This window comes from Devosia sp. ZB163, from assembly GCF_028613635.1.
Lineage (GTDB): Bacteria > Pseudomonadota > Alphaproteobacteria > Rhizobiales > Devosiaceae > Devosia_A.
Genome location: NZ_JAQRMY010000003.1, coordinates 799,001 through 822,761, shown reverse-complemented (window position 1 = coordinate 822,761; position 23,761 = coordinate 799,001). Strand labels below are relative to the sequence as shown.

Genomic DNA, 23,761 nt, shown 5'->3' with positions numbered 1-23,761 from the left:
ACCTACCCGTTCCCTTTCCGTTCGCAGCATGCTAGCGTCCCGCATCCGAATACTGACACTTCCTGACAGCACACCTATCTATGGTGTCCGCTGCGCCCTGCCTGTGCCCCTCGCCCCTCGCCGGGCGAGCCGGGGTGAGGGGCAGCCCCGAGATCGAACCGTCGCGAGTCCGCCATGCCCGCTCCGAAGAAGCCCGCAGCCACCGAATTCTCCATCGACGACTTCCTCGGCGAGATCGAGAAGGCCGAGGACGAGCGCCTGAACAAGCGCCTCCCGCAGGAGCGGCTGAAGAACAAGCGTGCCCTCGACAACGCCGCCCGCCGCGCCGCCGAGGCCGCCGGCACCGGTATCCAGCCCCTGGCTCCCCAGCCCCTCGAGAAGCCGAAGAAGACCGCCAAGTCCGCCGCCACCGGCATGACGCTGAAGGCCCCCAAGTCCAAGGCCAACTCCGTCGATCGCCCGGATTTCGGCGGCATGGGCGAGTCGGACCAGGCCGGCTTCGGCCACCTCCCGTCCGCGGCGACGCGCAGCGCGCAAAACGAAGACTCACGCGTCACGGCGCGCGACATCTCCCGCCAGGCCGCCAAGGACCCCGAGGTCATGGAGCAGCTGCGCGAGGCGCTCGAGACATCCAAGAAGAAGGTCAAGGCCAGGAACATGCCCGGCCAGTCGCTGGCCGGCGCGCAGACCGTGGGCATCTCCGCCACCGTGAAGGCCCTTGAGGACATCATCCTGCACGGCCGCAAGGAGGTCGAGGGCAACACCGAGTGGAAGCCCCACCGCCCCGCCCCGCGCGACAAATCCGAAGGCGGCGTGCCCTTCAAGCTCGTCACCCAGTACGAGCCGCGCGGCGACCAGCCCACCGCCATCGCCGACCTCGTCGAAGGCATCGAGAACGGCGAGACCGACCAGGTGCTGCTCGGCGTCACCGGCTCCGGCAAGACCTTCACCGCCGCGCAGACCATCATGCGCACCCAGCGCCCGGCCCTCATCCTCGCGCCCAACAAGACCCTGGCCGCCCAGCTCTATGGCGAGATGAAGTCGTTCTTCCCCGACAACGCCGTCGAGTACTTCGTCTCCTACTACGACTACTACCAGCCCGAGGCCTACGTTCCGCGCACCGACACCTATATCGAGAAGGAATCGACCATCAACGAGCAGATCGACCGCATGCGCCACTCGGCGACGCGCGCCCTGCTCGAACGCGACGACGTCATCATCGTCGCCTCGGTCTCCTGCATCTACGGTATCGGCTCGGTCGAAGACTACACCGCCATGACCTTCGATCTCCGCAAGGGCCAGAAGGTCGACCACCAGCAGCTCCTCCGCTCCCTCGCCCAGCTGCAATACAAGCGCGGCGACGCCGGCTTCACCCGCGGCACATTCCGGGTCCGCGGCGACACGGTCGAACTGTTCCCCGCCCACTATGAGGATGCCGCCTGGCGCATCACGCTGTTCGGCAACGAGATCGAATCCATCGCCGAGTTCGACCCGCTCACCGGCAAGAAGTCGTCCGATCTGCTCAGCGTCCGCATCTTCGCCAACAGCCACTACGTCACGCCGCGCGCCACCCTCACCGGCGCCATCAAGGAGATCAGGAAGGAGCTCGCCGCGCGCCTCCAGGAGCTCAACGGCGCCGGCCGCTTCCTCGAGGCCCAGCGCCTCGAGCAGCGCACCCTGTTCGATCTCGAGATGATGGAAGCCACCGGCTCCTGCGCCGGCATCGAGAACTATTCGCGCTACTTCTCCGGCCGCAAGCCGGGCGAGCCGCCCCCGACCCTGTTCGAATACCTGCCCGACAACGCCCTCGTCTTCATCGACGAAAGCCACGTGACCGTCGGCCAGCTCGGCGCCATGTATCGCGGCGATCTTCGTCGCAAGGCGACCCTCGCCGAATACGGCTTCCGCCTGCCCTCCGCCATGGACAATCGCCCGCTCCGCTTCGAGGAGTGGAACGCCATGCGCCCGCAGACCGTCTACGTCTCGGCCACCCCCGGCGCCTGGGAAATGGAGCAGGCCAACGGCGTCTTCGCCGAGCAGGTCATCCGCCCCACCGGCCTCATCGATCCCCCGGTCGAGATTCGCCCCGCCAAGACCCAGGTCGACGACGTCGTCGACGAGATCCGCCAGGTGTCGAAGGCCGGCTACCGCACCCTCGTCACCGTGCTCACCAAGCGCATGGCCGAGGATCTCACCGAGTACATGCACGAGCAGGGCATCCGCGTCCGCTACATGCACTCCGACATCGACACCATCGAGCGCATCGAGATCATCCGCGACCTCCGCCTCGGCGCCTTCGACGTCCTCGTCGGCATCAACCTGCTGCGCGAAGGCCTCGACATCCCCGAATGCGCCCTCGTCGCCATCCTCGATGCCGACAAGGAAGGGTTCCTGCGCTCCGAAACCTCACTGATCCAGACCATCGGCCGCGCCGCCCGCAACGTCGACGGCAAGGTCATCCTCTACGCCGACAACATCACCGGCTCCATGGAACGCGCCATGGCGGAGACGAACCGCCGCCGCGAAAAGCAGCAGGCCTACAACGAAGCCAACGGCATCACCCCGCAGTCGGTAAAGTCCAACATCAAGGAAATCGTCGACAGCATCTACGAACAGGACCACGTCACCGTCTCGATCGGCAAGGACAAGAGCGGAAAAGAAAAGGTGCAAGCCGGCGCCAACCTCGCCGCGGTCATCAAGGACCTCGAACGCGAAATGCGCGAAGCGGCGACGAACCTGGAGTTCGAGAAGGCCGCAAGGCTGAGGGACGAGGTGAAGCGGTTGCGGGAGATGGAGCTGGATGTGCTGGAGGCGCGGGAGGATAGCTAACCTGAGTGCCTGAACAGCTTCTTGGGAGCTTGAAAAGCAGCGCTTGGCGCTTTCGCGACAGCGGGCCAGCGTTTCCTTCCTTCTCGCAACTAGGAGGACCTTCTCTTTCGCCCAAAAGAGCGCTAACCATCGACGTTTGCAAGCGCCTTGGGGGGAGGCATTGGCTACATTATCACTCAAAGAATACTACCTTGGCTTGAACACCAGCGCCGCGACAATAGTTGAGGAAGTATGCAGCGACGCAAACCTGCTCGCCAGACAATCACAGTCGCACAATTATCTTGATGAGTACTCGTCTTTTTCCGCCGCGATCAAAACGCGACCAGAATCGGCGATGCTTGAGGTCGCGCACCTAGAGTATCAGTATGCGTTATTCGCCTTGGCCAGCGGTCTGTATCGGCATGCATTTATGAGCCTCAGACTCACGATGGAACTCGCGCTAAGCGGGATATTCTATTCCGCCGAGGAAATACGCTATCGCAGATGGGTCGCAGGTTCGGCAGACATCAACTGGGGGGCTGTGATCGACAATGAGGAGGGACTATTCTCGAAGAATTTCATTAAGGCGTTTTCGCCGGAGTTTGCTGAGAACGGGGCCCAGTATAGGGCTATCGCAGCCGCTAGCTACCGCGAGTGCTCTGAATACGTTCATGGGAACTGGAAAACGCACGAACAGGCTGGCTCGCACGTCAAATTGAAGGAAGAGTTGTTCATCGCTTGGCATGAGCTTGCCGACAGTGTGCACTTGGCGATCACGTTTGCGTTTGCCGCGCGTTTCGGCAGCTATCTCGGCACCGACGATCTTTCGTCAGTTCAACCGATTTTGACTGACGCAATTGGTGAGTTGCCTGCAGTCCAGGCACTTTTTGGGGCGGCTAAATGAGCGACTTCTTCTATCGCACTGAAGATGTGAAACCGGATGAGGTGTTGGGCTATTTTGTTGAGACTCAGCAGGATCGCCAGATCGTAAACGCGCTGAAAAACCGAAACCCTACCATTGTAGTTGGAAGCCGAGGGGTCGGAAAGTCGTTCCTGCTGCGGGTCGCTCAACAGGAGATGCTCGAGTCGTTTGAAAGCGACCGAATTTTTCCGATCTATCTAAGCTTTGTCAGGAGTTCACTCCTGCTTTCCCCCGACCAGCAGCAGTTCAAACATTGGATGCTGGCAAAAATCTGCTCGGCTGCAGTTAGATCTTTGATGAAGGCAGGCATCATAAGTGCTGCGCCCGCAACAGCCAAGCTTTTGACCGGGGATCAGAACTCCCCAACGTCCACCTCCAAGATAGAGCAAATCGCGGAGGCGTTCGAGAATTCATGGAAATCCCCCACAGCCCCGATCGATGTCAGCGCAATTCCAAGTGTAGACGACCTAAAAGAAGCACTGGAAGATCTATCGGATGAGTTGAATATTAAGAGGTTTGTACTACTCATAGACGAAGCGGCGCACATTTTCTTGCCAGATCAGCAAAGGCAGTTTTTTACTCTTTTTCGCGACCTGAGAAGTCACTGCATAACCTGCAATGCGGCAGTATACCCAGGCGTAACTAGCTTTGGTGAAACCTTTCAACCGGTGCACGACGCCACGATGCTGTCGATTGACCGGGATGTCCAAGCTAGTAACTATGTCGACAACATGCGTGAGATTGTCGAAAAGCAGGCGGAGTCAGCAACATTACGAAATATAGCTCAGAACGGCCGCAATTTTGCGATACTCGCTTACGCCGCGTCGGGCAATCCACGAATATTGTTAAAGACCCTAGCTTCAGCTCCCCGAGTAAATTCGACTGAGGTAACAAATGTAATTCGTGATTATTACCGAACCGATATTTGGGCGGAACACTCGACACTATCTGAGAAATATGCTGGTCACCGATCGGTAATCGATTGGGGGCGGTCGTTTGTAGAGTCTACGGTAACGTTAGATATTAAGGCAAAAAACGATCAGTACCTGTCATCGGACAAGGCGACTAGTGCCTATTTTTGGCTTCACCGCGACGCACCGGAGATTGTCAAAGAGGCTCTACGCGTGCTTGCCTATACAGGCATAGTGAATGAGCAAGCGTCTGGCATTAAGGCGTCGCGCGCGGAGATTGGAACTCGCTATATGGTCAACCTTGGTTGCCTGTTCGCGCACGAGTCCACGCCAACGGCAACTGCGTTTGAAATTGCGTCTGAACTGACCCCAAAGCGCATGACGGAGTATGGCGCCAACCACCCCACCTACAAGAAACTACTCGATCAGAGTGCAGCGATTGCAGGCGGCAACAATTTCTCGTTGCAAGCCCAGATGGACAAGTCGATCGACGTCCTGGACGTCTCCGAGTGGCAAAAGGAAAAACTTCTGGAGTTGGGGCTCAAAACTGTGGGCCAAGTGTTCGGTGCGACAGAAGAGAAGCTGAAGGAGGCTCTGTATGTAGGCAATAAGCGCGCTAGGCGGATGAGGAACGCCGCCGTAGCGGCGGTGCTAGAGTATCTATCTGGCTAAATCTGCCCCCTCCTAGCCCCCACCCTTGCTCGATCGTCAGTGTCCCGTGCACCCGGTCCTCGATCGTCTGCAGCGGAAGGGTCAGCCGGAGGTCGTCTTCTTCCGGCCGACAGATCGAGAAGCGAAAGCCCTTCAGCCTGAACGTCTTCGATTTAGCCCACACCTCGTGCTTGATACATCGCCCATGGCGAGGCAAGCTGTCGGTCATTGTGGGGCAGCAGGCATGGTCGGCGAGAAGTACGAACCGCTTAGGAGTCATCTTCAACGCCAACAGGGCTCGGCGGTGACGCTCAGCTTCGTAGAAATCGAGGCAATCTTGGAAGCGCCTCTGCCGCCAAGCGCCCGCAAGCATCAGGCATGGTGGTCGGCCAACGTCGCCCACAGGTCTCAAGATCATGCCTGGATTGACGCGGGGTGGACCGTCGACAAAGCCGATCAAGAGCGCGGACTGGTTACCTTTCGTCGCCTCTAACCCTCACCCCTGCTCGATCGTCAGCGTCCCATGCGCCCGGTCTTCGATCGTCTGCAGCGGCAGGCTGAGTCTGAACTCATCCTCCTCCGGGCGGTAGATCGAGAAGCGGAAGCCCTTCGCCCTGAGGGTTTCGGCTTCCTCCGGCGTGAACCTCGGGTGGCGGGTGGTGCGGCCGTTGAGGGCGATCGTGTGCTGGGGCATGGGCGTAGTTCCGGCATGGACGGTTCGATCCATCCACTCTAGAACAAAACAGGAACATATGCGAGTCACAACCCTGCGCGGAGCCGCTGGCGGCGAACGCCCGCACTGGCCGGCGGCTCACCCCCGCGTCGGCGGGAGGCCTCGTTTCCGCGGCCCGCCGCAGGCGGAGATACCCGCAAACGCGGCGGGGACGACCGCAACCACCCCCAGTCCCGCCGCTTGCCATGCACACCGGCTGTCATCCCTGCGAAAGCAGGGACCCAGGTCAAAGCCCGTGCTGGCGGAGAAATGGGTCCCCGGGTCAAGCCCGGGGATGACGGGAGATGGAGGGGCGAGACAGGGGCTTGCTGCACCATGCATCTCCTGCGCCGCCATTCGCCCCCTCCACCACCGGGCGAACGCCCACGCCTCCCCCCTGCGCCCTCACCCCCCCGCCGCCCGCAACCAAAACCACCGTCATCCCCGGGCGAAGACCCGGGGACCCACGCGATGGCGCCGCACGCCTCGGCGTAGCGAGCCCACGCCAAGCCCGTGCACCGCACCGCCGCAGAAGCCCCGCCTTCCACGCGGCTCGCCCGCCACCAATCCCCGCCCACCCCAGCCGCCCGCATACTCCCCTGTTGCCACCCCAGAGGAGAACCGCCATGCCCCGTCCCCCCATCGATCCGCCCGCCCATGCCACCGGCCCCGTCCCCCACCTGCAGCGTCCGGCGCGCCAAACCATCCCCCACACCACGCACGGCAAGGTCGAGCTCTATCTCGTCATCGCGCCGCAGCTCGAGGCGCTGGCCGATGGGCTCATGCAGCTCAACCTCAAGACCGCTGGCCTCGCCGCGGAGCCGCAGGTCGTCGCGCAGGCGGCGGGCCTTCTCCGCGATGCCCGGCGCCTGTTGCGCGGCGAGCCCGGCGCGCATCTCGCCGATCTCGATTTCACCCCGCCCATGCGCGTGCAGGCGCTGGCGCTCGGCGTCCGCCAGCTGTCGCACGCCGTCGCCGGCTTCCGCGATCGCTACTACGGCTACAATCCGCTCACCGATGGGCCCGATTGGGCCGTCGCCGATGCCTTCGGCAACCCCGATCCGCGCTGGCTCGGTCGCCCTGCCACCGTGGGCCGCACGCTCGACGAGCTGAACCTGATGACCGCCGAGGTCCTCCGCTCACAGCTGCGCCGGCTCGCGGACCACCAGGAGGTCACGCTGCCGCCGGGGCTGCGGCCGGCGGAGAAGCCGGAAGAATCCGAGGCGGAGGAAGGCGGCGGCGATGCCGGCGACACGACGCCGGAGACCCTGCCGCCCTATCCGCGCATTTCCCGCCGGCGTACCCGTCGCTACATCCGCGCCAACAAGCGGCGTGGCGAGCGCAAGCGGGGCGAGTGGAGCCCGCCCGGCAGGGGCGCGCCCGCCCTCTGATCGGTCGGGCCGGGGCGTTTCGCCGAAACTTGTCCCCCCGCTTTCGCCCACCGCCTATTCTCCCCGTGCCTGCCCGCATGGGACGTGAGCGCAACGAACGCTTGCGGGTGGGGATCGGGTGGAGCGCGGGTCGCCGTGCTTCAGGTCGAAAGTCCGGCCGGCCGGGCTGCGAGGCAGCCAAGCCGCCAGTACACGCCGGGTAGGCCCCTGTGACTGGGCCCGCCGATGGCAAGGCTCCCGGTCACGCGGGAGCCGGACCAGCCTGTCCGGAAACGTCCGGGCCCTGTGCCCGAGGATCTGGACCGTCAGGCTGGCGCCAGGCCAGGCGATGCGACATCGGGTGAACCCGAAGCCCGCTGGACATAAGCCCAAAATCCCGAGCGGCCGGCGAGACGAACGCCTCATTCTCGCGGACTACCCGCATCGGGGCGCAAGCCTCGCCGGCCACGTCCTGCCTCCCCAGTCCCCCCGCGGCCACCGGCCGGCGGGGCGCTTCCGCACGTCTGTCGCTCCTCCGCCGCCGCCTCTTTCCACCCGTCCGATGCGCGCAGCACGGCGCCTTCCCCCGCCAGGCGCGCCAACCGACATGACCGCGCCGCGCATCCGCGCTATGGTCGCCCCGCGGGGTGCGGGCCCGCGCTGACAACCGGGGGACCTTCGACATGGCCAACCTTCTGGCGCTGACCAATGCCTATCCCATCCTCAGCCTCAAGCCGGGCGAGCGGCTGATCGAAACCGGCGAGGCGCTCGGCGAACTCTACGTGCTCGTTTCCGGCCAGCTGGTCGTCGAACGCGACGGCGTCGAGATCGCCCGCATCAACGAGCCCGGCACCCTGATCGGCGAAATGAGCGTGCTGCTCGGCGCCGATCACTCGGCCACGGTCACGGCGCTCACGCCGGTGGAGGTGCGCCACATCGACGATGGCCTGCGCTGGCTGGAGACAAACCCGCTCGCCGCAATCCACGTCGCCGCCCTCGCCTGCCAGCGGCTCGATGCGACCAGCGCCCTGCTCGTCCAGCTCAAGAAGGATGCCGGCGCCGGGCGCGAGGAGACTTTCCTCGAGCGCCTGTTCAGCACCATCACCGGGGCGGAGACGCGCCCCTGAGCCATCCGCGCCGTTGATGGCAGCCATCAACCCGGCTGCATTGATCTTGCCCCCGCGCTGCCGGATCATGGCAGCATGCGCAAGGACGACGACAGCTACGACACCCGCACCCCCGCCCCGTCCCTCTCGAACGGCGGTCCGCCTCTCGACGACTCGCCCCGCCCCTGGGGCGACAACGGCATCGGCAACTACTTTGAATGGAAGGCAGCGAGCGAGAAGGCCTTCAACGACGTGCCCTACGATATCGCCGTGATGCGCGCCCGCCGCGCCGAAGCCATGGGCCTCACCTACCGCGAATACACGCTGGAGATCCTCGAGCGCGGCCGCTACCTCAGCGCCGAAGCCGACGCCGAGCGCATCGCCGAGATCAAGCGCCGCCGCCCGATCCGCTACTGACGCGAATATCCCCGCGCGCAGCGGAGTGGCGTAGGCTCTGACTCAACGCAATTCCGCGCGACCGCTGCTTTCCCGCCCCGGGCGGCAGGCGTATCCTCCCGGCCTCATTGCGAGAAGGAGGTTCGTCATGCGTATCCTCGCCGTCCTCGCCGCCACGGCCCTCATGGCCGTCCCGGCTTTTGCCGCCGATCACACAGTCACGATCAAGGACATGAAGTTCGCCCCGGCAGCACTCACCATCGCCGCCGGCGATACCGTTACTTTCGTCAACCAGGACAGCGCCCCGCACACCGCCACCGCCCAGGGCGCCTTCGACACCGGCCCCATGAACCCGGGCCAGGGCGTCAAGCTCACTTTCTCGGCACCCGGCGATTTCGCCTACATCTGTGCCATCCACCCCTCGATGAAGGGCAACATCAAGGTCCAGTAGCGCGGCATTATCCACCTCACTCCCGGATACGATACACTCCGTGCTCGCCTGTGATGGTCAGGATGGCATGGCCAACCACTTTGCCATCCTCTTGGCAGGCAAGAGAAACGGAGCTGTTCGAGTGCGCACTGTCCTGACCGTCCTCACGCTTGTTGCAGCGCTGCTCGCCGCCGTGCCGGCCGAAGCGGCCTCGCGCGGCACGGTTCGGGCGTCCGCCGATATCCCGGTCCGCAGCAGTCCGGGCGGCGGCTACGAAACCATCGGCGTCCTGCGCGAGGGTGTGGAGGTCCGGCTCCGGCACTGCACCCGCGATGCCGACTGGTGCCTCTTTCTCGGCCGTGACGGCAGGCCCGCCGGCTGGGTCCGCGGCTCATACCTCGTCGGCGCAGCCGCCAAGCTGCACGCCATGCCGAACCGGTTCCTGACCTTTGATCCCCTGGACCCGCTCGACCTCTGCAACGATGGCGAAGCCGGCTATCATGGCCTGGCTTGCCGGTGAGCTCGCCGCCACAAAGATGAACAGATTTTCGTGACCGCGCGAAATAATTCTACTTGAACAAGGGTTTCAGCCTGCGTTCAGGCACGTCCTTCTAGTGTCACGGTCAAGGCAGTGATGCCACACCACAAACCGAAGGACACTGAAATGTTCGCCAAGACCCTCAAGACCGCCGCTGTCGCAACCATCGTCATCCTCGCCACCGCCGGCGCTTCGATCGCCGCCCAGTACGCCTGGATCGATCAGGATGCCAAGGTTCGCCAGAAGGCCACCCCGAACTCCGTCATCGTCAACCACGTCTCGGAAGGCCAGAAGGTCAAGATCATCGGCCAGCAGGGCAACTGGTACAAGCTCCAGATCCCCGGCAAGGATGGTTGGGTGAAGAAGGGCGTGCTCGATTTCCACCCCGGTCCGTTCCCGGGCCCCTTCCCGGGCTACGGCTATGGCTATGGTAGCGGCTACGGCTACGGCGGTTCGTTCTGCATCGACGGCAAGAACGCCCAGTTCTGCCTCAGCACCGGATACTGACAACGCCTCGGCGCCTCCGGATCCCGGGGGCGCCTTCTCCGAGTTCAGCCGCCGTTCAGCTAGACCCGACTAGCGTCTCACCATGGCTTTCAGGGCCAGCAACAAACAGGGACTCCTCACAATGACCCGCATCATCAAGACCGCACTGCTCGCAACCGCGGTTGTCCTCGCCACGGCGGGTGCCTCCATGGCCGCAACCTGGGCCTACGCCGATCGCGATGCGCCCGTCCGCAAGAACCATGCTCCCAATTCGCAGATCATCAACGGTGTCGAAGAGGGCCAGAAGGTCCGCATCATCGGCGAGTGGAAGAACTGGTACAAGGTCCAGCTCCCCGGCCCCGACGGCTGGGTCCGCGCCAACGCCATCGATTTCGACTACTACGACGACGATTACCCGACCCCGTCCTATCCGGCTTATCCGGTGAAGCCCGGCTTCGGCACGTCGTTCTGCGTCGACGGCAAGAACGCCCAGTTCTGCATGGGCAGCCAGTTCTAGCTCCGGCTATTCCATCGATCACGAACGGCCTCCTGCGCCCGGCAGGGGGCCGTTCGTTCATTTTCGGTTCATGAAACCCGGAGCACCGTTGGCCCGTTCGGGGGACAAACGTCACCTCTCCTGAAAGGACTCCTTTACCATGCCTCTCCATCGCCTCACCCTCGGCGTCACCGGCGCCCTCCTCGCGCTCGGCCTCGGCGTTTCCGCCGCCAGTGCAGCCACCGCCTTCGCATCCGCAACGGTCAACGTGCGTTCGGGCTCCGGCACCGGCTTCTCCGTCGTTGACGTGCTCCGCCCCGGCCAGCAGGTCGAGGTCGACCACTGCCGCGGCAGCTGGTGCTACGTCCGGAAGTCAGGGCCTGACGGCTGGGTCAGCGCCAACTACCTGAGCGCCGGCCGCTCGTATGACGACGACTACGGCTACGATGACTACGACGATTACGAAGACGACGACTTCGTCATCGAACGCCCGCGTTACCGCGCTCGGCCGATCTACCCCATCTACCGCAGCGAGTTCTGCTGGGGCGGCCAGAGGGCATCGTTCTGCGTCAGCGATTGACGCGCTTGCCGGGGGCATTGGCGGGGTCTATCTAGGCCCCGCTCACAACGACGTTCGATGAAATATGGCCACGGAAAAGAACACCAAGCCCTACGTCAAGCTCGCCGGCACCCTCGCCAGCCTTGGCCTCGGCATCTTCTTCATCGAGCGCCTCGTGCTGTCCGAGCTCAACAAGAACGGCACGATGCATATCGACGGCACCGTCCTGTCGATCCTGGTGATCGCCCCGATCCTGCTGATCCTCGCCGGCGCCGCGATCTTCATGTTCGGCAAGATGCGCCGGCTCTGACCGCCGGACGCTAGGGTCGCTATTCTACCCGCAGGCGCTCCACGTCGATGCCCCTCGCCGCCAGCGGCTCACGCATCCGCCGGCCGAGGAACTCGTAAAGCACCACCGCCGCCACCACGAGCACGATGCCGAAGCCGCGCGTCCCTTCCTCGGTGCCGACGGCAATGGCTGCGAGCACGGCCGCAGCCGCACCACCCAGCAGGATATACCAGCGCCGTTCGGCTTGGATTCTGAGGTTGCGAGCAGCCGACAGCAGAAGGTCGCGCAGCTCGAGGTCGCCCATCCGCGCCAGTTCGCCATTGCCGCCCTCGCGGCGGATGGTCTGCATGTAGGCCTCGACCCGGCGCTCGATGACGTCCTGCCGCTCGGCGTCACGGCGGCCCCGGAAGAAATAGCTGACGACGAGCCCGACCAGCCCCAGCGCCAAGGCGATTTCAAGCAGAACGACCATCGACGGTTTCCCTTCACCGGGGCCCCATCGCCCCCGCGATTCAGATGTCCCCGGTTGCCCCGCGATTCAAGACGTGGCGGACAGCATCAGTGCGGCAGATACTCTTCCTCGGCTTCGGTCGGCGCGATCTTCTTGCCCTGCCGGCTGAGGTGCCGCTCCCGCGCCATCACCACGAGCCCCGCGCCCACGATCACGCCACCGCCGATCAGGGCGACGGGATCGATCAGGTGGCCGAAAAACTGGTAGCTGAGGAATATGCCCCAGGGCAGAGCGAAGTAGTTGAACGGCTGCAGCGTGCTGGCGGGCGCACGCGACAGCGCCACCATCATCAGCCCGTGCGCCGCGGTGGAGGTCACCATGACGAGACCCATCTGCAGCATCGCCGCCAGGTCCATCGGCTCCCAGAAGAATACGCCGACCGCCGTCGTGAGGATCAGCCCGCCGACCCCGACATAGACCATGCTGGTCGCAGTCGTGTCCGTACTCGAAACCTTGCGCGTCAGCGCGATGTAGACCGCGTAGCTCGCCGCCGAGAGCATGGCGAACATTACGCCTCCATCGATCGGCAGCCCGCCGGGCCGGACGATTACCAGTGCACCGCAGAAGCCGATGAACACCGCCACCATCCGGAACACCCCGACCTTCTCGCCGAGGATGGGAACCGCCACCAGCGTCGCCATCAGCGGATAGACCAGCACCACCGCCTGCAGCTCGGCGAGCGGCACGGTCTTCAGCGCAATCGCGAAAGCCCAGATGTCGACCACCAGCAGCAGGGCCCGCAACCACTGCAGCCAGGGATACTTCGAACGAAAGGCTTCCTTGAGCGGTCCCTGCCGGGCGACCAGCACCAACGAGAACGCCGCGAATGCCCAGAAGCGGATCATTGCCAGCTGGAACGGCGAATGCGTCTGCACCAGCGACTTCGATACCGCGTCCTGGATGCCGAAGATGACGATGGCGAAAAGGGTGAGGCCGATGCCGAGCGCGACATTGTCGGCCCGACGGCGCGTTTGCCCTCGAGTGGGCTTTGTCATGGGAAACTCTGGACGAAGAAATGCCCCGGACCGGCGGTCCGGGGCTGACCATCACACTATGCCGGTTACGTGCTGCTCTTCATAGTAGCATTCTTGATGAGCCCGGCGATCGCCGTAAGGACGCCGCCACCGATAAGACCGGTGAGCCCCTGCCCGGCCAGTGCAGCAATGTCGAGCCCGCCCGCACCCGCCGCGGCGGCCGCGCCACCGACCAGGCCGCTGAGCCCGGGCACCTGCGTAGCCAGCCAGGTCCCCAGCCAACCACCGATCGCCCCGGCGATCGTATTGCCGGTCGGCCCGAGATTGACCTGCTTCACGACAGCTGCAAGTCCGTTTCCGCCGACACCACCGGCAACCAGTTGCACCAGAATAGAGACAATTGCTTCCATTGGACGCTCCTCGTATCCAGCATTGGAAGCCAGGGTGGCCCCCAACTCGCCCGGCAAGCATAGGCGCATGTTGAGAGAGTCGGTAGCTGCTACAGTCCTTTGCATCAGTAAGTAGTGGATATCGACTACTTGCACGCGATCTGCCGGCCGCATGTATTCGAGCCACCCGACTTGTCAGGCGCGTCCCTTGACCGTGCTGACGGCAATCCCGTGCCCCGAATTGAACGCCGTGTCCGAAACGCCTACATTCCTGCTCGACTCATGACATCCGCATCCGCAAATCAGCCGGCCGACATCAGCCGGGTCGCTCTCGTCACCGGTGCCGCCGATCGCGTCGGTGCCGCCATCGCGCGCCGTCTCGCCGCCGATGGCTGGTCCGTGGTCGTGCACTACAGAAGCTCAGCCGACAAAGCCGAAGCCGTCGCCGCAGCCATCCGCGAAGCAGGCGGGCGCGCGGCGACAATCGGCGCCGATCTGGCGGACCGCGCCCAGCGCAGCCGCCTCATTGCCGATGCGGCGAAGGCCTTCGGCCCGCTCACGCTCCTCGTCAACAACGCCTCGATCTTCGAGCGTGACGCCGTCGCCGATCTCGACGAGGCGCTATGGGACGCCCACTTCGCCGTCCACGCCGAGGCCCCGGCCTTCCTGGCGCGTGATTTCGCTGCCCAACTGCGGGCCGATGCCAGCGGCAACATCATCAACATAATCGACGAGCGTGTCCTCGATCTGTCGCCTGCCTTCTTCAGCTACACCCTGTCGAAGGCCGTGCTCTGGACCATGACGCGCACCCTCGCCCAATCGCTCGCTCCGCGCATCCGGGTCAACGCCATCGGCCCCGGCCCCACCGTGCCGCCGCCGCACGTCTCGCCCGAAGCCCACGCCCGCCGCCTTACCGAGCTACCACTCGGCCGAAGTGCCGATGCCGACGGCATTGCCGATGGCGTCGCCGCGATCCTCACGCTCGACACCATGACCGGCCAGATGATCGTCCTCGACGGCGGCGAGCACATCGAATGGCCCGCCCGCCGCGGCCCCACTCCGAGGCGCACATGACCGACACGCCTCCCCTTCACGGCGCGGAAGTCATCAAGACTTTCGTGAAAACCCTGCCCACCTCGCCCGGCGTCTACCGGATGTTCGACGAGGCTGGCGAGGTCGTCTATGTCGGCAAGGCGCGCAACCTCAAGGCGCGCGTCACCAACTACACCCGCCCCGAGGGCCTCGACATCCGCATCCGCCGGATGATCGAAGCCACGCGCAACATGGAGTTCGTGCGCACCGAGACGGAAGCCGAAGCGCTGCTGCTCGAAGCCAACCTGATCAAGCGCCTGAAGCCGCGCTTCAACGTGCTGCTGCGCGACGACAAGAGCTTCCCCTACATCCTCATCGCCACCGAGCACGAAGCCGCCGAACTGAAGAAGCACCGCGGCACCCGCCGCATCAAGGGTCACTATTTCGGCCCCTTCGCCTCTGCTCTGGCGGTCAAGCGCACCATCACCGCCCTGCAGCGCGCCTTCCTGCTCCGCACCTGTTCGGACAGCTTCTACAAGGCCCGCACCCGCCCCTGCATGCTGCACCAGATCAAGCGCTGCTCGGCCCCCTGCACCGGCGAAATCTCGATCACCGACTACAACGAGCTGGTCGAGGAAGCCCGCCAGTTCCTCTCCGGCAAGTCGAAGTCCGTGCAGGATCACCTCGCCGCCGACATGAACGTTGCTGCCGAGAACCTCGATTTCGAGCGCGCCGCCCTGCTCCGCGATCGCCTCTCGGCCCTCGCCCTCGTCCAGTCGCAGGGCGACGTCGCCGCCAAGACCGTCGAGGAAGCCGACGTCTTCGCCATCGGCCACGAGGCCGGGCAGTTCTGCGTCCAGGTGTTCTTCTTCCGCGCCTTCCAGAACTGGGGCAATCACGCCTTCCGCCCGCGCGCCGACGCCTCGCTCAGCGACGCCGAAGTGCTCGAAGCCTTCATCAGCCAGTTCTACGAAGACCGCACCCCGCCCAAGCAGATCCTCCTCTCGCACGAGCTCAGCGAGAAGGACCTGATGGAGGAGGCGCTGTCCGCCCGCCTCGGCTCAAAAGTCTCGATCCAGACCCCGCAGCGCGGCGAGAAGAAGGACCTGGTCCAGCACGCCCTCAACAACGCCCGCGAAGCGCTCGGCCGCCAGCTCGCCGAAGGCGCGACGCAGAAGACCCTGCTCGAGGGCGTCGCCACCCTGTTCGGCCTCGACGAGCCGCCGCGCCGCATCGAGGTCTACGACAACTCTCATATCTCCGGCACCAACGCCGTCGGTGCGATGATCGTCGCGGGTGAGGAAGGTCTCGACAAGAAGTACTATCGCACGTTCAACATCCGCTCGACCGATATCACCCCCGGGGACGACTTCGGCATGATGCGCGAGGTGCTGACGCGCCGCTTTACCCGCCTCGCCAACGAGAGCCCGGTCGAGGCCGAGGACGAGAACACCGGCATGCCCGATTGGCCCGACGTCGTCTTCATCGACGGCGGCGCCGGCCAGCTCAACGCGGTCCGCGAAGTCATTGCCCAGCTCAACCTCCCCAAGGAGGTCACCTTCATCGGCATCGCCAAGGGTGAGGAGCGCGACGCCGGCCGTGAGAAGTTCCACATGGAGGGCCGCGAGCCCTTCATGCTGCCGCACCGCGACCCGGTCCTCTATTACGTCCAGCGCCTGCGCGACGAAGCCCACCGCTTCGCCATCGGCACCCACCGCGCCAAGCGCAAGAAGGACGTGATCAAGAACCCGCTCGACGAAATCGAGGGGATCGGGCCAACACGAAAACGTGCGTTGCTTCAACGCTTTGGCTCGGCCAAAGCGGTTGGCAGAGCCGCGCTCGCGGACCTGGCCTCGGTGCCCGGTGTGTCGACCCAGCTCGCCCAGCAGATCTACGACCACTTCAACGGGAGTTAGTCGCGCATCTCTCTTGATCCTCCCCCGCGTGGCGGGGGAGGGGGACCATGCGAAGCATGGTGGAGGGGGCGACCCCAGCACGCGTTTCCATCAAGGACATTGCTATGAAGATCATCGTCATTGGTGCCACCGGCACCATCGGCAAGGCCGTCGTCTCCGCCCTGTCGCCCCGCCACGAGGTGATTTCCGCCTCGCGAAACGGCCCGCACAAGGCCGACATCCAGGATACCGCCAGCGTTGAAGCGCTGCTCAAGTCCGTCGGTCCGGTCGATGCCATCATCAGCGCCGCCGGTGGCGCAGCCTACAAGCCGCTCGCCGATCTCACGCCCGCCGATTTCCAGATGAGCTTCGACTACAAGCTGATGGGCCAGATCAACCTCGCCCGCATCGCCCCGGCCTACCTGCGCGACAACGGCTCGATCACCCTCACCGCCGGCTGGTGGGCCCGCGAGCCCGTCCCCAACGTCGCCGCCATCGCCACCGTCAACGCCGGCCTCGAGGGTTTCACCCGCGCCGCGGCGATCGAGCTGCCGCGCGGCATCCGCATCAACCTAGTCAGCCCGCCGCTCGTCGGCGCGCCCGAGTGGAACGCCGGCAAGGTCGCGCGCATGACCCCCGAGGATACCGCCAAGGGCTACCTCGAAGCCGTCGAAGGCACCGCCACCGGCCAGATCATCGACACCCGCCCCTACGCCAGGGCGGCTTAGGCCAGCAAAGGCGCCGCCTCATCTCCTCCCATGCGGGGGCTGGGGCGATGTCGCTCCCTCGACCACCGCCGTCATCCCAGCGCAGGCAGAGATCAGGCGGGCGCTCTGGGCTCCCCCTTCACCGTCATCCGCGGGCTTGACCCGCGGACCCATTTCTCACGCAACAGAAGTACATCCAACACTGTCATCAGCTTCGGAAAAAACAAAAGGCGCCCGATGGGCGCCTTCGTTCTTCTCATCGCTGAGATCGCTACTTAGTTAGCCGCGGTCCGCGCGACCGACTTGATGTCTTCGCGGGTGATGCCGAGGTCGCGGAGCTGGGTATTGCTCAGCTGCGACAGCTCACGGACGGTGCGGTTGTAGGCGGCGATCTGCGAAAGCTTCTGGCGGATGTTCATTTTCTTGTCCCCTTCTGTTTGGTGACCTGGATATAGGGCCACCAACCCGACCGGACCAGTAGTGTATTTCGCACCCGAGCTATGCGCGCAGCGCAAGCCCTGTTAACCGCCGCTAAGTTTCCGTTCAGCTTAACCCTTGATGCCGCTCGAGAGCATGATCGCCTCGGTCACCTTGCGCTGGAACACGAGGTAGACGACCGCCACCGGCAATCCGGCGAGCAGCGCCGCCGCCAGCCCGCTCACGCCGAGATACTGCTCGGCTTGCCCGATCGCCACCGTGATGTTCATCAGCGGTTCCTTCGTCACCACGAGGAATGGCCACAGGAACGCATTCCACGCCCCGATGAAGACGATGATGGCCAGCGCCGCCGTCACCCCCCAGTTGGCAGGCAGGTAGATGCTCCACAGCACCCGCGCATGACTCGCCCCATCGACCCGGGCGGCCTCGCTCAACTCCTTGGGCATGCTGTCGAAGAACTGCTTGTAGACGATCACCGCCACCGGAGCGATCAGCTGCGGCAGGATCACGCCGGCCCAGGTGTTGATGAGCTTCCAGCTGTTCATCAGCAGGAAGTGGTTCACGATCAGCGCCTGCACCGGGATCATGAAGCTCGCGAGGATCGTGTACCAGAGCAGCTTCCGGCCGTGGAACTCGAGCTGCGAGATCGCGTAGCCCGCAGCCGCGCTGATGCCGATCACCACTGCCGTGACGGTTCCCGAAGTCACCAGCGAGTTGAAGTACCAGAGCCCGATCGGCGAGTTGAACAGCGCATTGGCGTAGACCGCGAGACCATCCCACACCGATCCATCCGCCCGTGGCACCACGGTTGTCCGGATCGCCCAGACCAGCGGATAGGCCCAGGCCACGCTGGCAGCGAGCGTGAGCAGGGCGAGCACCAGCCCGGCAAGGTTGAGCCGCCGGATCATCGCCGCGACCTCAACAGCTGGAACTGCAGCACCGAGAGCACCGCCACGAGGACGAACAGCGCCACCGCGACCGTCGCCGCATAGCCGCCCTGGTTACGCTGGAAAGCCAGCGTGTAGATGTACTGCACCAGCACCATCGTGGCGTCGACGCGGCCGCCCTGCACCAGGAGGTACACCTGGTCGAACACCTTGATCTGCGTGATCAGCTGGATGGTCAGCACCAGCGCCGTCACCGGCCAGATCAGCGGCCAGGTTATGTTGCGGAACTGCGCCCAGCGCCCTGCCCCGTCAAGCCGCGCCGCCTCGTAGAGCTCGGCCGGGATGTTCTTGAGGCCCGCCATGAACAGCAGCACGTTGAAGCCGACCGTCCACCAGACCGTGATTACCGCCGCCATGGGCAGCACCCAGGCCGGGGTCGCCAGCACCCGCTCGGGGAGGACGAGCTGGCCCGGGCCGTAGGCAAACCAGCTCCAGATCGTCGTCACCGTCGTGACCGGCAGGATGTAGGGCAGGAAGAACGCTGCAAGCACCACCGCCTGCCACAGCCCCTTGAGCCGCACCACGAGCATGGCGAAGGCGAGGCCCAGGAGCGTCCCCGGCACCACCGTCAGCCCCACGAAATAGGCTGTGTTGCGGACTGAGTTGCCGAACCGCCAGTCGCGGAAGAGCTTGAGATAGTTGTCGAGGCCCACGAACTCGCCGGGCAGGATGAGCTGCCCGTTGGTCAGGCTCATCGCCAGCATCTGCAGCGTGGGGTAAAGAAATAGCGCGGCGTAGACGATGACGAACGGCGCCACCAGGAGCAGCGCCGTGCGATTGTCGTGCTTCGTCCGCAACTTGGTCATCGCCGCGGCTTTTGGGGCCTATGCGTGGCCCGGTCAATCACGTAGTGCCATTGTCCTGCAAATGAGGATACCTCGCCCATGGCGCACACCGATCCCCAGAACACCCTGCGAGACATGACGCGCGACCTGCTGCTGGCCGGTCGGCTCTGGCGCAAGATGGCCCGGGAGGTCGCCGCTCGGCATGGCGTTTCCGAGGCGGCCTCGGCCCCCCTCATCTGGATCGACCGCATGGGCGAGAACGTCAGGCAGAACGCCCTCGCCGATGCCATCGGCATCGAAGGTGCATCGCTCGTCCGCCTGCTCGATGAGCTGGAGGGCTCCAGCCTCGTCACCCGCGAGCCCGACCCCACAGACCGCCGCGCCAACTCCGTCTCGCTGACCCCGCGCGGCCGCGAAGTCGTGGCCGAGGTTAACGAGGACGTCCAGGCACTCCGCCGGCAGGTCTTCTCGGCCCTGCCTGCCGCCGATATCGAGGCGACCATGCGCGTCCTCGCCGCAATAAAGTCCGCCGCCGGCAAGGACAGTGAGGCAAACTGAGCACGTATCCGACGAACGGATGAGCGCAACCCCGTGACAAGCTCCCGCCTCTGAGCTAAGAGTTGCGCCCATGAACCTCCGCGCCACCTTCTTCTATTGGTACTTTAGCAACGGAAGCCGCTGGCAGCCGGAGGGGCGCGTTTGATCTGAAGACCAAGCGATAGTAGACCCGAAGAGCCGCCAGCAACTGGCGGCTTTTTTGTCGCCGGTGCCCGAAAATCCCCCGAGGAGCCGACGACAAATGCTGAAATCCACCGACGATCTGCGCATCAAGGAACTGCGAGAACTCCGAACTCCCGAGGAGGTCATCCGCGAGTTCCCCCGTACCGACGCTGCGACCCGCACCGTCATCAGCGCCCGCCATGCGCTGCACAACATCATCCATGGCACCGACGACCGCCTCGCCGTCGTCATCGGCCCCTGCTCCATCCACGATCCCCACGCTGCACTCGACTATGCCCGCCGCCTCGCCCCGCTGCGCGAGAAGCTCGGTGGCGCGCTCGAGATCGTCATGCGCGTCTATTTCGAGAAGCCCCGCACCACCGTCGGCTGGAAGGGCCTCATCAACGACCCCAACCTCGATGGCAGCTTCGATATCGACAACGGCCTGCGGCTCGCCCGCTCGCTGCTGCTCGAGGTCAACAATATGGGCCTGCCGGCCGGCTGCGAATTCCTCGACATGACCACGCCGCAGTATTTCGCCGATCTGGTTTCCTGGGGCGCGGTCGGTGCGCGCACCACGGAGAGCCAGGTGCATCGCGAGCTCGCTTCCGGCCTCTCCTGCCCCGTCGGCTTCAAGAACGGCACCGACGGCAACGTCCGCATCGCGGTCGACGCTGTGAAGTCGGCCAGCCAGCCGCATCACTTCCTCGCCGTTACCAAGTCCGGCCATTCGGCCATCGCAAGGACCAGCGGCAATGACGACTGCCACATCATCCTGCGTGGCGGCAAGGCGACGAACTATGACGCCGGCAGCGTCGATTCCGCCTCCGCCGAAGTCGAGAAGTCGGGGCTCCGCGCCTCGATCATGATCGACGCCAGCCACGCCAACTCCTCCAAGAAGCCGGAGAACCAGCCGCAGGTGCTGGCCGACGTCGGCGCCCAGATCGCCGCGGGCGACAAGCGCATCATCGGTGTCATGGCGGAGTCCAACCTCGTCGCCGGCCGCCAGGACCTCGTCCCCGGCAAGGAGCTCGTCTACGGCCAGTCGATCACCGACGGCTGCATCGACTGGGACACCACGGTTACAGTGCTCGAGCAACTCGCCGCGTCTGTCGAGGAGCGCCGGCGCGCGACAGGTCAGCTGGTGGCGTAAGCCCTCCCAACCGCACCGGATCCTCCCCCGTGCACGACGGGGGAGGCGGCGGCGGGCGCATGCGGAAAGCATCCCTCAACCCTTGCGCGCGTTCCACCGGAGCCACACCTTGACCGCAACCCTCTGATGGGATTGGCTCCGCGCATGCAAATACCGCCGCAACTGATGACGCTTCCCAACCAGCTGACCATTGGCCGCATCCTGGTCATTCCGGTCATCTGCCTGTTTGTCGCGAGCGGTTGGGAGTGGCTGCGCTGGCTGGGCTTGCTGCTCTACATCGCGGCCGCCGTCAGCGATTGGCTCGACGGGTTTCTCGCCCGGCGCATGAACCTCAACTCCGCGCTCGGCAAGATGCTCGATCCCATCGCCGACAAGCTGTTGGTCGGTGCCCTGCTCGTCACCTTCGCCTGGACGCGCGACTTCTCGGGCTGGGACCTCATCCCGGCCATCGCTATCCTCCTGCGCGAAATCTTCATCTCCGGCCTCCGCGAATACCTGGGCAAGCGCTCCATCGAGGTGCCGGTCACCTTCCTCGCCAAGTGGAAGACCACCGTCCAGCTCGTCGCCCTCGCGCTGATCATGGCAACGCCCATGCTGATCGGCCTGGCCTTCATCAGCCACCTGTTCCTCTGGATCGCTGCGGCCCTCACGGTCTGGACGGGCTGGGAATATCTCCGCTCGACCTGGCCGCACCTGTCGGGGCCCGAGATATGAAAGTCCGCTACTTCGCCTGGCTGCGCGAACGCCTGAACCGCGGTGAGGAGGATGTCGACCTTCCCCCCGAGGTCCTCACCGTGGCCGACCTGATCCAGTGGCTGCGGGCGCGTGACGAAGCGGCCGACCTCGCCATGCAGAAGCCCAGCCTCATCAAGGCCGCGCTCGACACCGAGATCGTCCCGCACTCGACGCCGCTCGGCAACGCCAAGGTCGTGGCCCTCTTCCCGCCCATGACCGGCGGCTGATCGTGTCCGTCCGGCTGCAGGAAGCGCCCTTCGATCCCGGCGCCGAGACCAACGCTTTCCTCGAAGCCTCCGCCGGCGCAGGTGCTGCCGTGACCTTCACCGGCCTCGTCCGCTCTCGTCCCGACGACCCTGTCAGCACGCTCACCCTCGAAAGCTACCCCGAGTTGGCCGAAGCCCAGATCGGCAAGGCGATCGCCGAGGCCGTCGCCCGCTTCGGCCTGATCAAGGCCTCCGTCATCCACCGCTACGGCCGCCTCGCCGTCGGCGAACCCATCGTCCAGGTGATGACCCTCGCCCCGCACCGCCAGGCCGCCTTCGACGGCGCCAGCTTCCTAATGGACTACCTCAAGACCGACGCCCCCTTCTGGAAGAAGGAAGCCACCCCCGAGGGCGACCGCTGGGTGGAGGCCAAGGCCGAGGACGACAAGGCCCGCGACCGCTGGCGCTAGCTGGCGCGTCGCGCAACCTCGACCAGCTTCGCCGCCACGTCGTCCCAGCGATATCCGTTGGCAACGTGCTCGGGACCTGCTGTCCACGCCTGCCTGACGAAGGCCTCGTCACCCGCCATCTCCTGCATCAGCGCGGCCAGGTGCTCGACGTCAGGACGGAGGCGCGTTTTGCCGTCGCTGGTATCGAGCCGGGCGCTGAGTTGCCGACGGAACAAGTCGGTCGTGAAATCGTCAGTCGCGCCACCGCCCGTGGCGATGATCGGCAACCCGACGGACGCGGCCTCCAGCACCGGGATGTTGAACCCCTCGGCGAGATACGGGGAAACGTACGCATCGGCCGCGCTGTAGAGCGCTGCCATCTGGAACATGTCCAGCGACAGGCCGACATATTTCATGTTCTTGAGAACGAGCCGCCGACGGCTGTCGTTCATCCGCCCGACCAACTGCTGCAGCCTGCCCTGCGACTGATAGAGTTCGTCGTGACCCTTGATCAGCAGGGTCGCCTTGATGCCGCGCTCCAGGAGGATGCCAAAGGCGTCGAGCAGATGCACTCCTCCCTTCGTCCCGACCAGCGAGCCAACGCTCAGGAAGACGAACCCTTCGACCGCGAGGCGCCGCCGCATGTCGTCGCGCTTCTGCACATCGAAGCGGAACACCTCGGTGTCCACGCCATGCGGGACGACCTCCACCCTGCCGGGATCAACCCCGTTCGCCACGAAGCCGCGCATCGCCCATCGAGACGGAACGACCAGCCGGAAGCCATCCCTGGCATTGATGTCGGAGGGAACCGCGCCGTTCGAGAAGTAGTGGGCGGGAAACGTCCAGTTCTCCGTGACCCCAAAGACGAGCACTGGCCGCTGATGCCGGCTCGCGCCGAGGTTGAACGGGAACGCGATCCTGTATTCTACGTCGATTGCCCCTTCAGGCGCCGACAGGCCGGAGATCGTTGCCGTTCGGTCATCGTCGAATGCGCCGGGCCGAGGTCGCCACGCCGCTACCGGGATCGCAACGTCCTCGACGCTCAACCTCACGTCGGACCGTTTGTGCAGAGCCAGTAGTTGCCATTGGTTGACAAGCGCAAATGAGTGCGTCAGGTGCCGCCAACCCGCAACGTGCAACCTAATG

At 64.8% G+C, this 23,761-nt stretch carries 29 protein-coding genes; 21 read left to right on the top strand and 8 right to left on the bottom strand.

The features are described from left to right. Positions 1-414 precede the first annotated feature (414 nt). The 4 genes from uvrB (at position 415) to PRN20_RS17875 (ending at position 5,785) form a co-directional block, all read left to right on the top strand. A complete protein-coding gene (uvrB, locus tag PRN20_RS17890) occupies positions 415-2,829 on the top strand; it encodes an excinuclease ABC subunit UvrB (RefSeq protein ID WP_273959056.1) in 2,415 nt (804 codons plus the stop codon). Positions 2,830-3,025: 196 nt separating this feature from the next. Further along, complete coding sequence (locus PRN20_RS17885) at positions 3,026-3,712, top strand: hypothetical protein (protein ID WP_273958965.1); 687 nt, start codon at positions 3,026-3,028, stop codon at positions 3,710-3,712. Beyond that, positions 3,709-5,313: an ORC-CDC6 family AAA ATPase gene (locus PRN20_RS17880; RefSeq protein WP_273958964.1), complete on the top strand. Its 1,605-nt coding sequence runs from the start codon at positions 3,709-3,711 to the stop codon at positions 5,311-5,313. The genes PRN20_RS17885 and PRN20_RS17880 overlap by 4 nt, the downstream gene beginning before the upstream one ends. Positions 5,314-5,536: 223 nt before the next feature. Beyond that, positions 5,537-5,785, top strand: a complete 249-nt coding sequence (locus PRN20_RS17875; protein WP_273958963.1) for a DUF7662 domain-containing protein — start codon at positions 5,537-5,539, stop codon at positions 5,783-5,785. 3 nt (positions 5,786-5,788) lie between these two features. Here the strand turns inward: PRN20_RS17875 and PRN20_RS17870 are convergent, their stop codons facing one another. Then, the gene (locus PRN20_RS17870) at positions 5,789-5,986 is read right to left on the bottom strand and encodes a hypothetical protein (RefSeq protein ID WP_273958962.1); all 198 of its coding nucleotides are present in this window, start codon (positions 5,984-5,986) and stop codon (positions 5,789-5,791) included. A 644-nt stretch (positions 5,987-6,630) separates the two neighbouring features. Between PRN20_RS17870 and PRN20_RS17865 the strand changes: the two genes are divergently transcribed. The 9 genes from PRN20_RS17865 (at position 6,631) to PRN20_RS17825 (ending at position 11,695) form a co-directional block, all read left to right on the top strand. Beyond that, positions 6,631-7,395, top strand: a complete 765-nt coding sequence (locus PRN20_RS17865; protein ID WP_273958961.1) for a hypothetical protein — start codon at positions 6,631-6,633, stop codon at positions 7,393-7,395. A 662-nt stretch (positions 7,396-8,057) separates the two neighbouring features. Then, complete coding sequence (locus PRN20_RS17860; protein ID WP_273958960.1) at positions 8,058-8,501, top strand: Crp/Fnr family transcriptional regulator; 444 nt, start codon at positions 8,058-8,060, stop codon at positions 8,499-8,501. 75 nt (positions 8,502-8,576) lie between these two features. After that, on the top strand, positions 8,577-8,897 hold the full coding sequence (locus PRN20_RS17855) for a hypothetical protein (protein WP_273958959.1): 321 nt from the start codon (positions 8,577-8,579) through the stop codon (positions 8,895-8,897). A 127-nt stretch (positions 8,898-9,024) separates the two neighbouring features. Further along, entirely contained in the window at positions 9,025-9,327 is a 303-nt protein-coding gene (locus PRN20_RS17850) for a cupredoxin domain-containing protein (protein ID WP_273958958.1), read from the top strand. 121 nt (positions 9,328-9,448) lie between these two features. Then, the gene (locus PRN20_RS17845; protein ID WP_273958957.1) at positions 9,449-9,826 is read left to right on the top strand and encodes an SH3 domain-containing protein; all 378 of its coding nucleotides are present in this window, start codon (positions 9,449-9,451) and stop codon (positions 9,824-9,826) included. 144 nt (positions 9,827-9,970) lie between these two features. Further along, positions 9,971-10,351 carry an SH3 domain-containing protein gene (locus PRN20_RS17840; RefSeq protein WP_273958956.1) on the top strand — a complete coding sequence of 127 codons (381 nt, stop codon included), beginning with the start codon at positions 9,971-9,973 and terminating at the stop codon, positions 10,349-10,351. 121 nt (positions 10,352-10,472) lie between these two features. Beyond that, a complete protein-coding gene (locus tag PRN20_RS17835; RefSeq protein ID WP_273958955.1) occupies positions 10,473-10,847 on the top strand; it encodes an SH3 domain-containing protein in 375 nt (124 codons plus the stop codon). A 139-nt stretch (positions 10,848-10,986) separates the two neighbouring features. After that, on the top strand, positions 10,987-11,406 hold the full coding sequence (locus PRN20_RS17830; RefSeq protein ID WP_273958954.1) for an SH3 domain-containing protein: 420 nt from the start codon (positions 10,987-10,989) through the stop codon (positions 11,404-11,406). A 64-nt stretch (positions 11,407-11,470) separates the two neighbouring features. Further along, entirely contained in the window at positions 11,471-11,695 is a 225-nt protein-coding gene (locus PRN20_RS17825) for a hypothetical protein (protein ID WP_273958953.1), read from the top strand. A 19-nt stretch (positions 11,696-11,714) separates the two neighbouring features. On the opposite strand, the gene PRN20_RS17820 is transcribed toward PRN20_RS17825, so the two are convergent. From PRN20_RS17820 to PRN20_RS17810, 3 genes are all read right to left on the bottom strand, one after another. After that, positions 11,715-12,146: a hypothetical protein gene (locus PRN20_RS17820; RefSeq protein WP_273958952.1), complete on the bottom strand. Its 432-nt coding sequence runs from the start codon at positions 12,144-12,146 to the stop codon at positions 11,715-11,717. 86 nt (positions 12,147-12,232) lie between these two features. Further along, positions 12,233-13,180 carry a DMT family transporter gene (locus PRN20_RS17815; protein WP_273958951.1) on the bottom strand — a complete coding sequence of 316 codons (948 nt, stop codon included), beginning with the start codon at positions 13,178-13,180 and terminating at the stop codon, positions 12,233-12,235. A gap of 65 nt (positions 13,181-13,245) precedes the next feature. Then, positions 13,246-13,569 carry a hypothetical protein gene (locus tag PRN20_RS17810; RefSeq protein ID WP_273958950.1) on the bottom strand — a complete coding sequence of 108 codons (324 nt, stop codon included), beginning with the start codon at positions 13,567-13,569 and terminating at the stop codon, positions 13,246-13,248. A 261-nt stretch (positions 13,570-13,830) separates the two neighbouring features. Here PRN20_RS17810 and PRN20_RS17805 point away from each other — a divergent pair, with 261 nt between their 5' ends. The 3 genes from PRN20_RS17805 (at position 13,831) to PRN20_RS17795 (ending at position 17,203) form a co-directional block, all read left to right on the top strand. Beyond that, a complete protein-coding gene (locus PRN20_RS17805; protein ID WP_273958949.1) occupies positions 13,831-14,622 on the top strand; it encodes an SDR family oxidoreductase in 792 nt (263 codons plus the stop codon). Next, complete coding sequence (gene uvrC / locus PRN20_RS17800) at positions 14,583-16,496, top strand: excinuclease ABC subunit UvrC (protein ID WP_273958948.1); 1,914 nt, start codon at positions 14,583-14,585, stop codon at positions 16,494-16,496. Before PRN20_RS17805 ends, uvrC begins: the two co-directional genes overlap by 40 nt. Positions 16,497-16,600: 104 nt before the next feature. Continuing rightward, complete coding sequence (locus PRN20_RS17795; protein WP_273958947.1) at positions 16,601-17,203, top strand: short chain dehydrogenase; 603 nt, start codon at positions 16,601-16,603, stop codon at positions 17,201-17,203. A gap of 254 nt (positions 17,204-17,457) precedes the next feature. Here PRN20_RS17795 and PRN20_RS17790 read toward each other — a convergent pair whose 3' ends face one another. The 3 genes from PRN20_RS17790 to PRN20_RS17780 all read right to left on the bottom strand — a co-directional run bounded on the left by PRN20_RS17790 (position 17,458) and on the right by PRN20_RS17780 (position 19,373). Next, positions 17,458-17,601 carry a DUF1127 domain-containing protein gene (locus tag PRN20_RS17790; protein ID WP_273958946.1) on the bottom strand — a complete coding sequence of 48 codons (144 nt, stop codon included), beginning with the start codon at positions 17,599-17,601 and terminating at the stop codon, positions 17,458-17,460. Positions 17,602-17,730: 129 nt separating this feature from the next. Further along, positions 17,731-18,525: a carbohydrate ABC transporter permease gene (locus PRN20_RS17785; RefSeq protein ID WP_273959055.1), complete on the bottom strand. Its 795-nt coding sequence runs from the start codon at positions 18,523-18,525 to the stop codon at positions 17,731-17,733. Continuing rightward, positions 18,525-19,373 carry a carbohydrate ABC transporter permease gene (locus PRN20_RS17780; RefSeq protein ID WP_273958945.1) on the bottom strand — a complete coding sequence of 283 codons (849 nt, stop codon included), beginning with the start codon at positions 19,371-19,373 and terminating at the stop codon, positions 18,525-18,527. The genes PRN20_RS17785 and PRN20_RS17780 overlap by 1 nt, the downstream gene beginning before the upstream one ends. A gap of 78 nt (positions 19,374-19,451) precedes the next feature. On the opposite strand from PRN20_RS17780, the gene PRN20_RS17775 reads away from it, so the two are divergent. The 5 genes from PRN20_RS17775 (at position 19,452) to PRN20_RS17755 (ending at position 22,636) form a co-directional block, all read left to right on the top strand. Further along, positions 19,452-19,910 (top strand): MarR family winged helix-turn-helix transcriptional regulator, encoded by a 459-nt coding sequence (locus tag PRN20_RS17775; protein WP_273958944.1) that lies wholly within the window; start codon positions 19,452-19,454, stop codon positions 19,908-19,910. Positions 19,911-20,151: 241 nt separating this feature from the next. After that, positions 20,152-21,225: a 3-deoxy-7-phosphoheptulonate synthase gene (locus tag PRN20_RS17770; protein ID WP_273958943.1), complete on the top strand. Its 1,074-nt coding sequence runs from the start codon at positions 20,152-20,154 to the stop codon at positions 21,223-21,225. Between the two features lie 144 nt (positions 21,226-21,369). Continuing rightward, positions 21,370-21,939: a CDP-diacylglycerol--glycerol-3-phosphate 3-phosphatidyltransferase gene (gene pgsA / locus PRN20_RS17765; protein ID WP_273958942.1), complete on the top strand. Its 570-nt coding sequence runs from the start codon at positions 21,370-21,372 to the stop codon at positions 21,937-21,939. After that, a complete protein-coding gene (gene moaD / locus PRN20_RS17760; RefSeq protein ID WP_273958941.1) occupies positions 21,936-22,187 on the top strand; it encodes a molybdopterin converting factor subunit 1 in 252 nt (83 codons plus the stop codon). Before pgsA ends, moaD begins: the two co-directional genes overlap by 4 nt. 2 nt (positions 22,188-22,189) lie before the next feature. Further along, the gene (locus tag PRN20_RS17755) at positions 22,190-22,636 is read left to right on the top strand and encodes a molybdenum cofactor biosynthesis protein MoaE (RefSeq protein ID WP_273958940.1); all 447 of its coding nucleotides are present in this window, start codon (positions 22,190-22,192) and stop codon (positions 22,634-22,636) included. Here the strand turns inward: PRN20_RS17755 and PRN20_RS17750 are convergent. Beyond that, positions 22,633-23,661 carry a glycosyltransferase family 4 protein gene (locus PRN20_RS17750; RefSeq protein ID WP_273958939.1) on the bottom strand — a complete coding sequence of 343 codons (1,029 nt, stop codon included), beginning with the start codon at positions 23,659-23,661 and terminating at the stop codon, positions 22,633-22,635. The genes PRN20_RS17755 and PRN20_RS17750 overlap by 4 nt on opposite strands. Positions 23,662-23,761 lie beyond the last annotated feature (100 nt).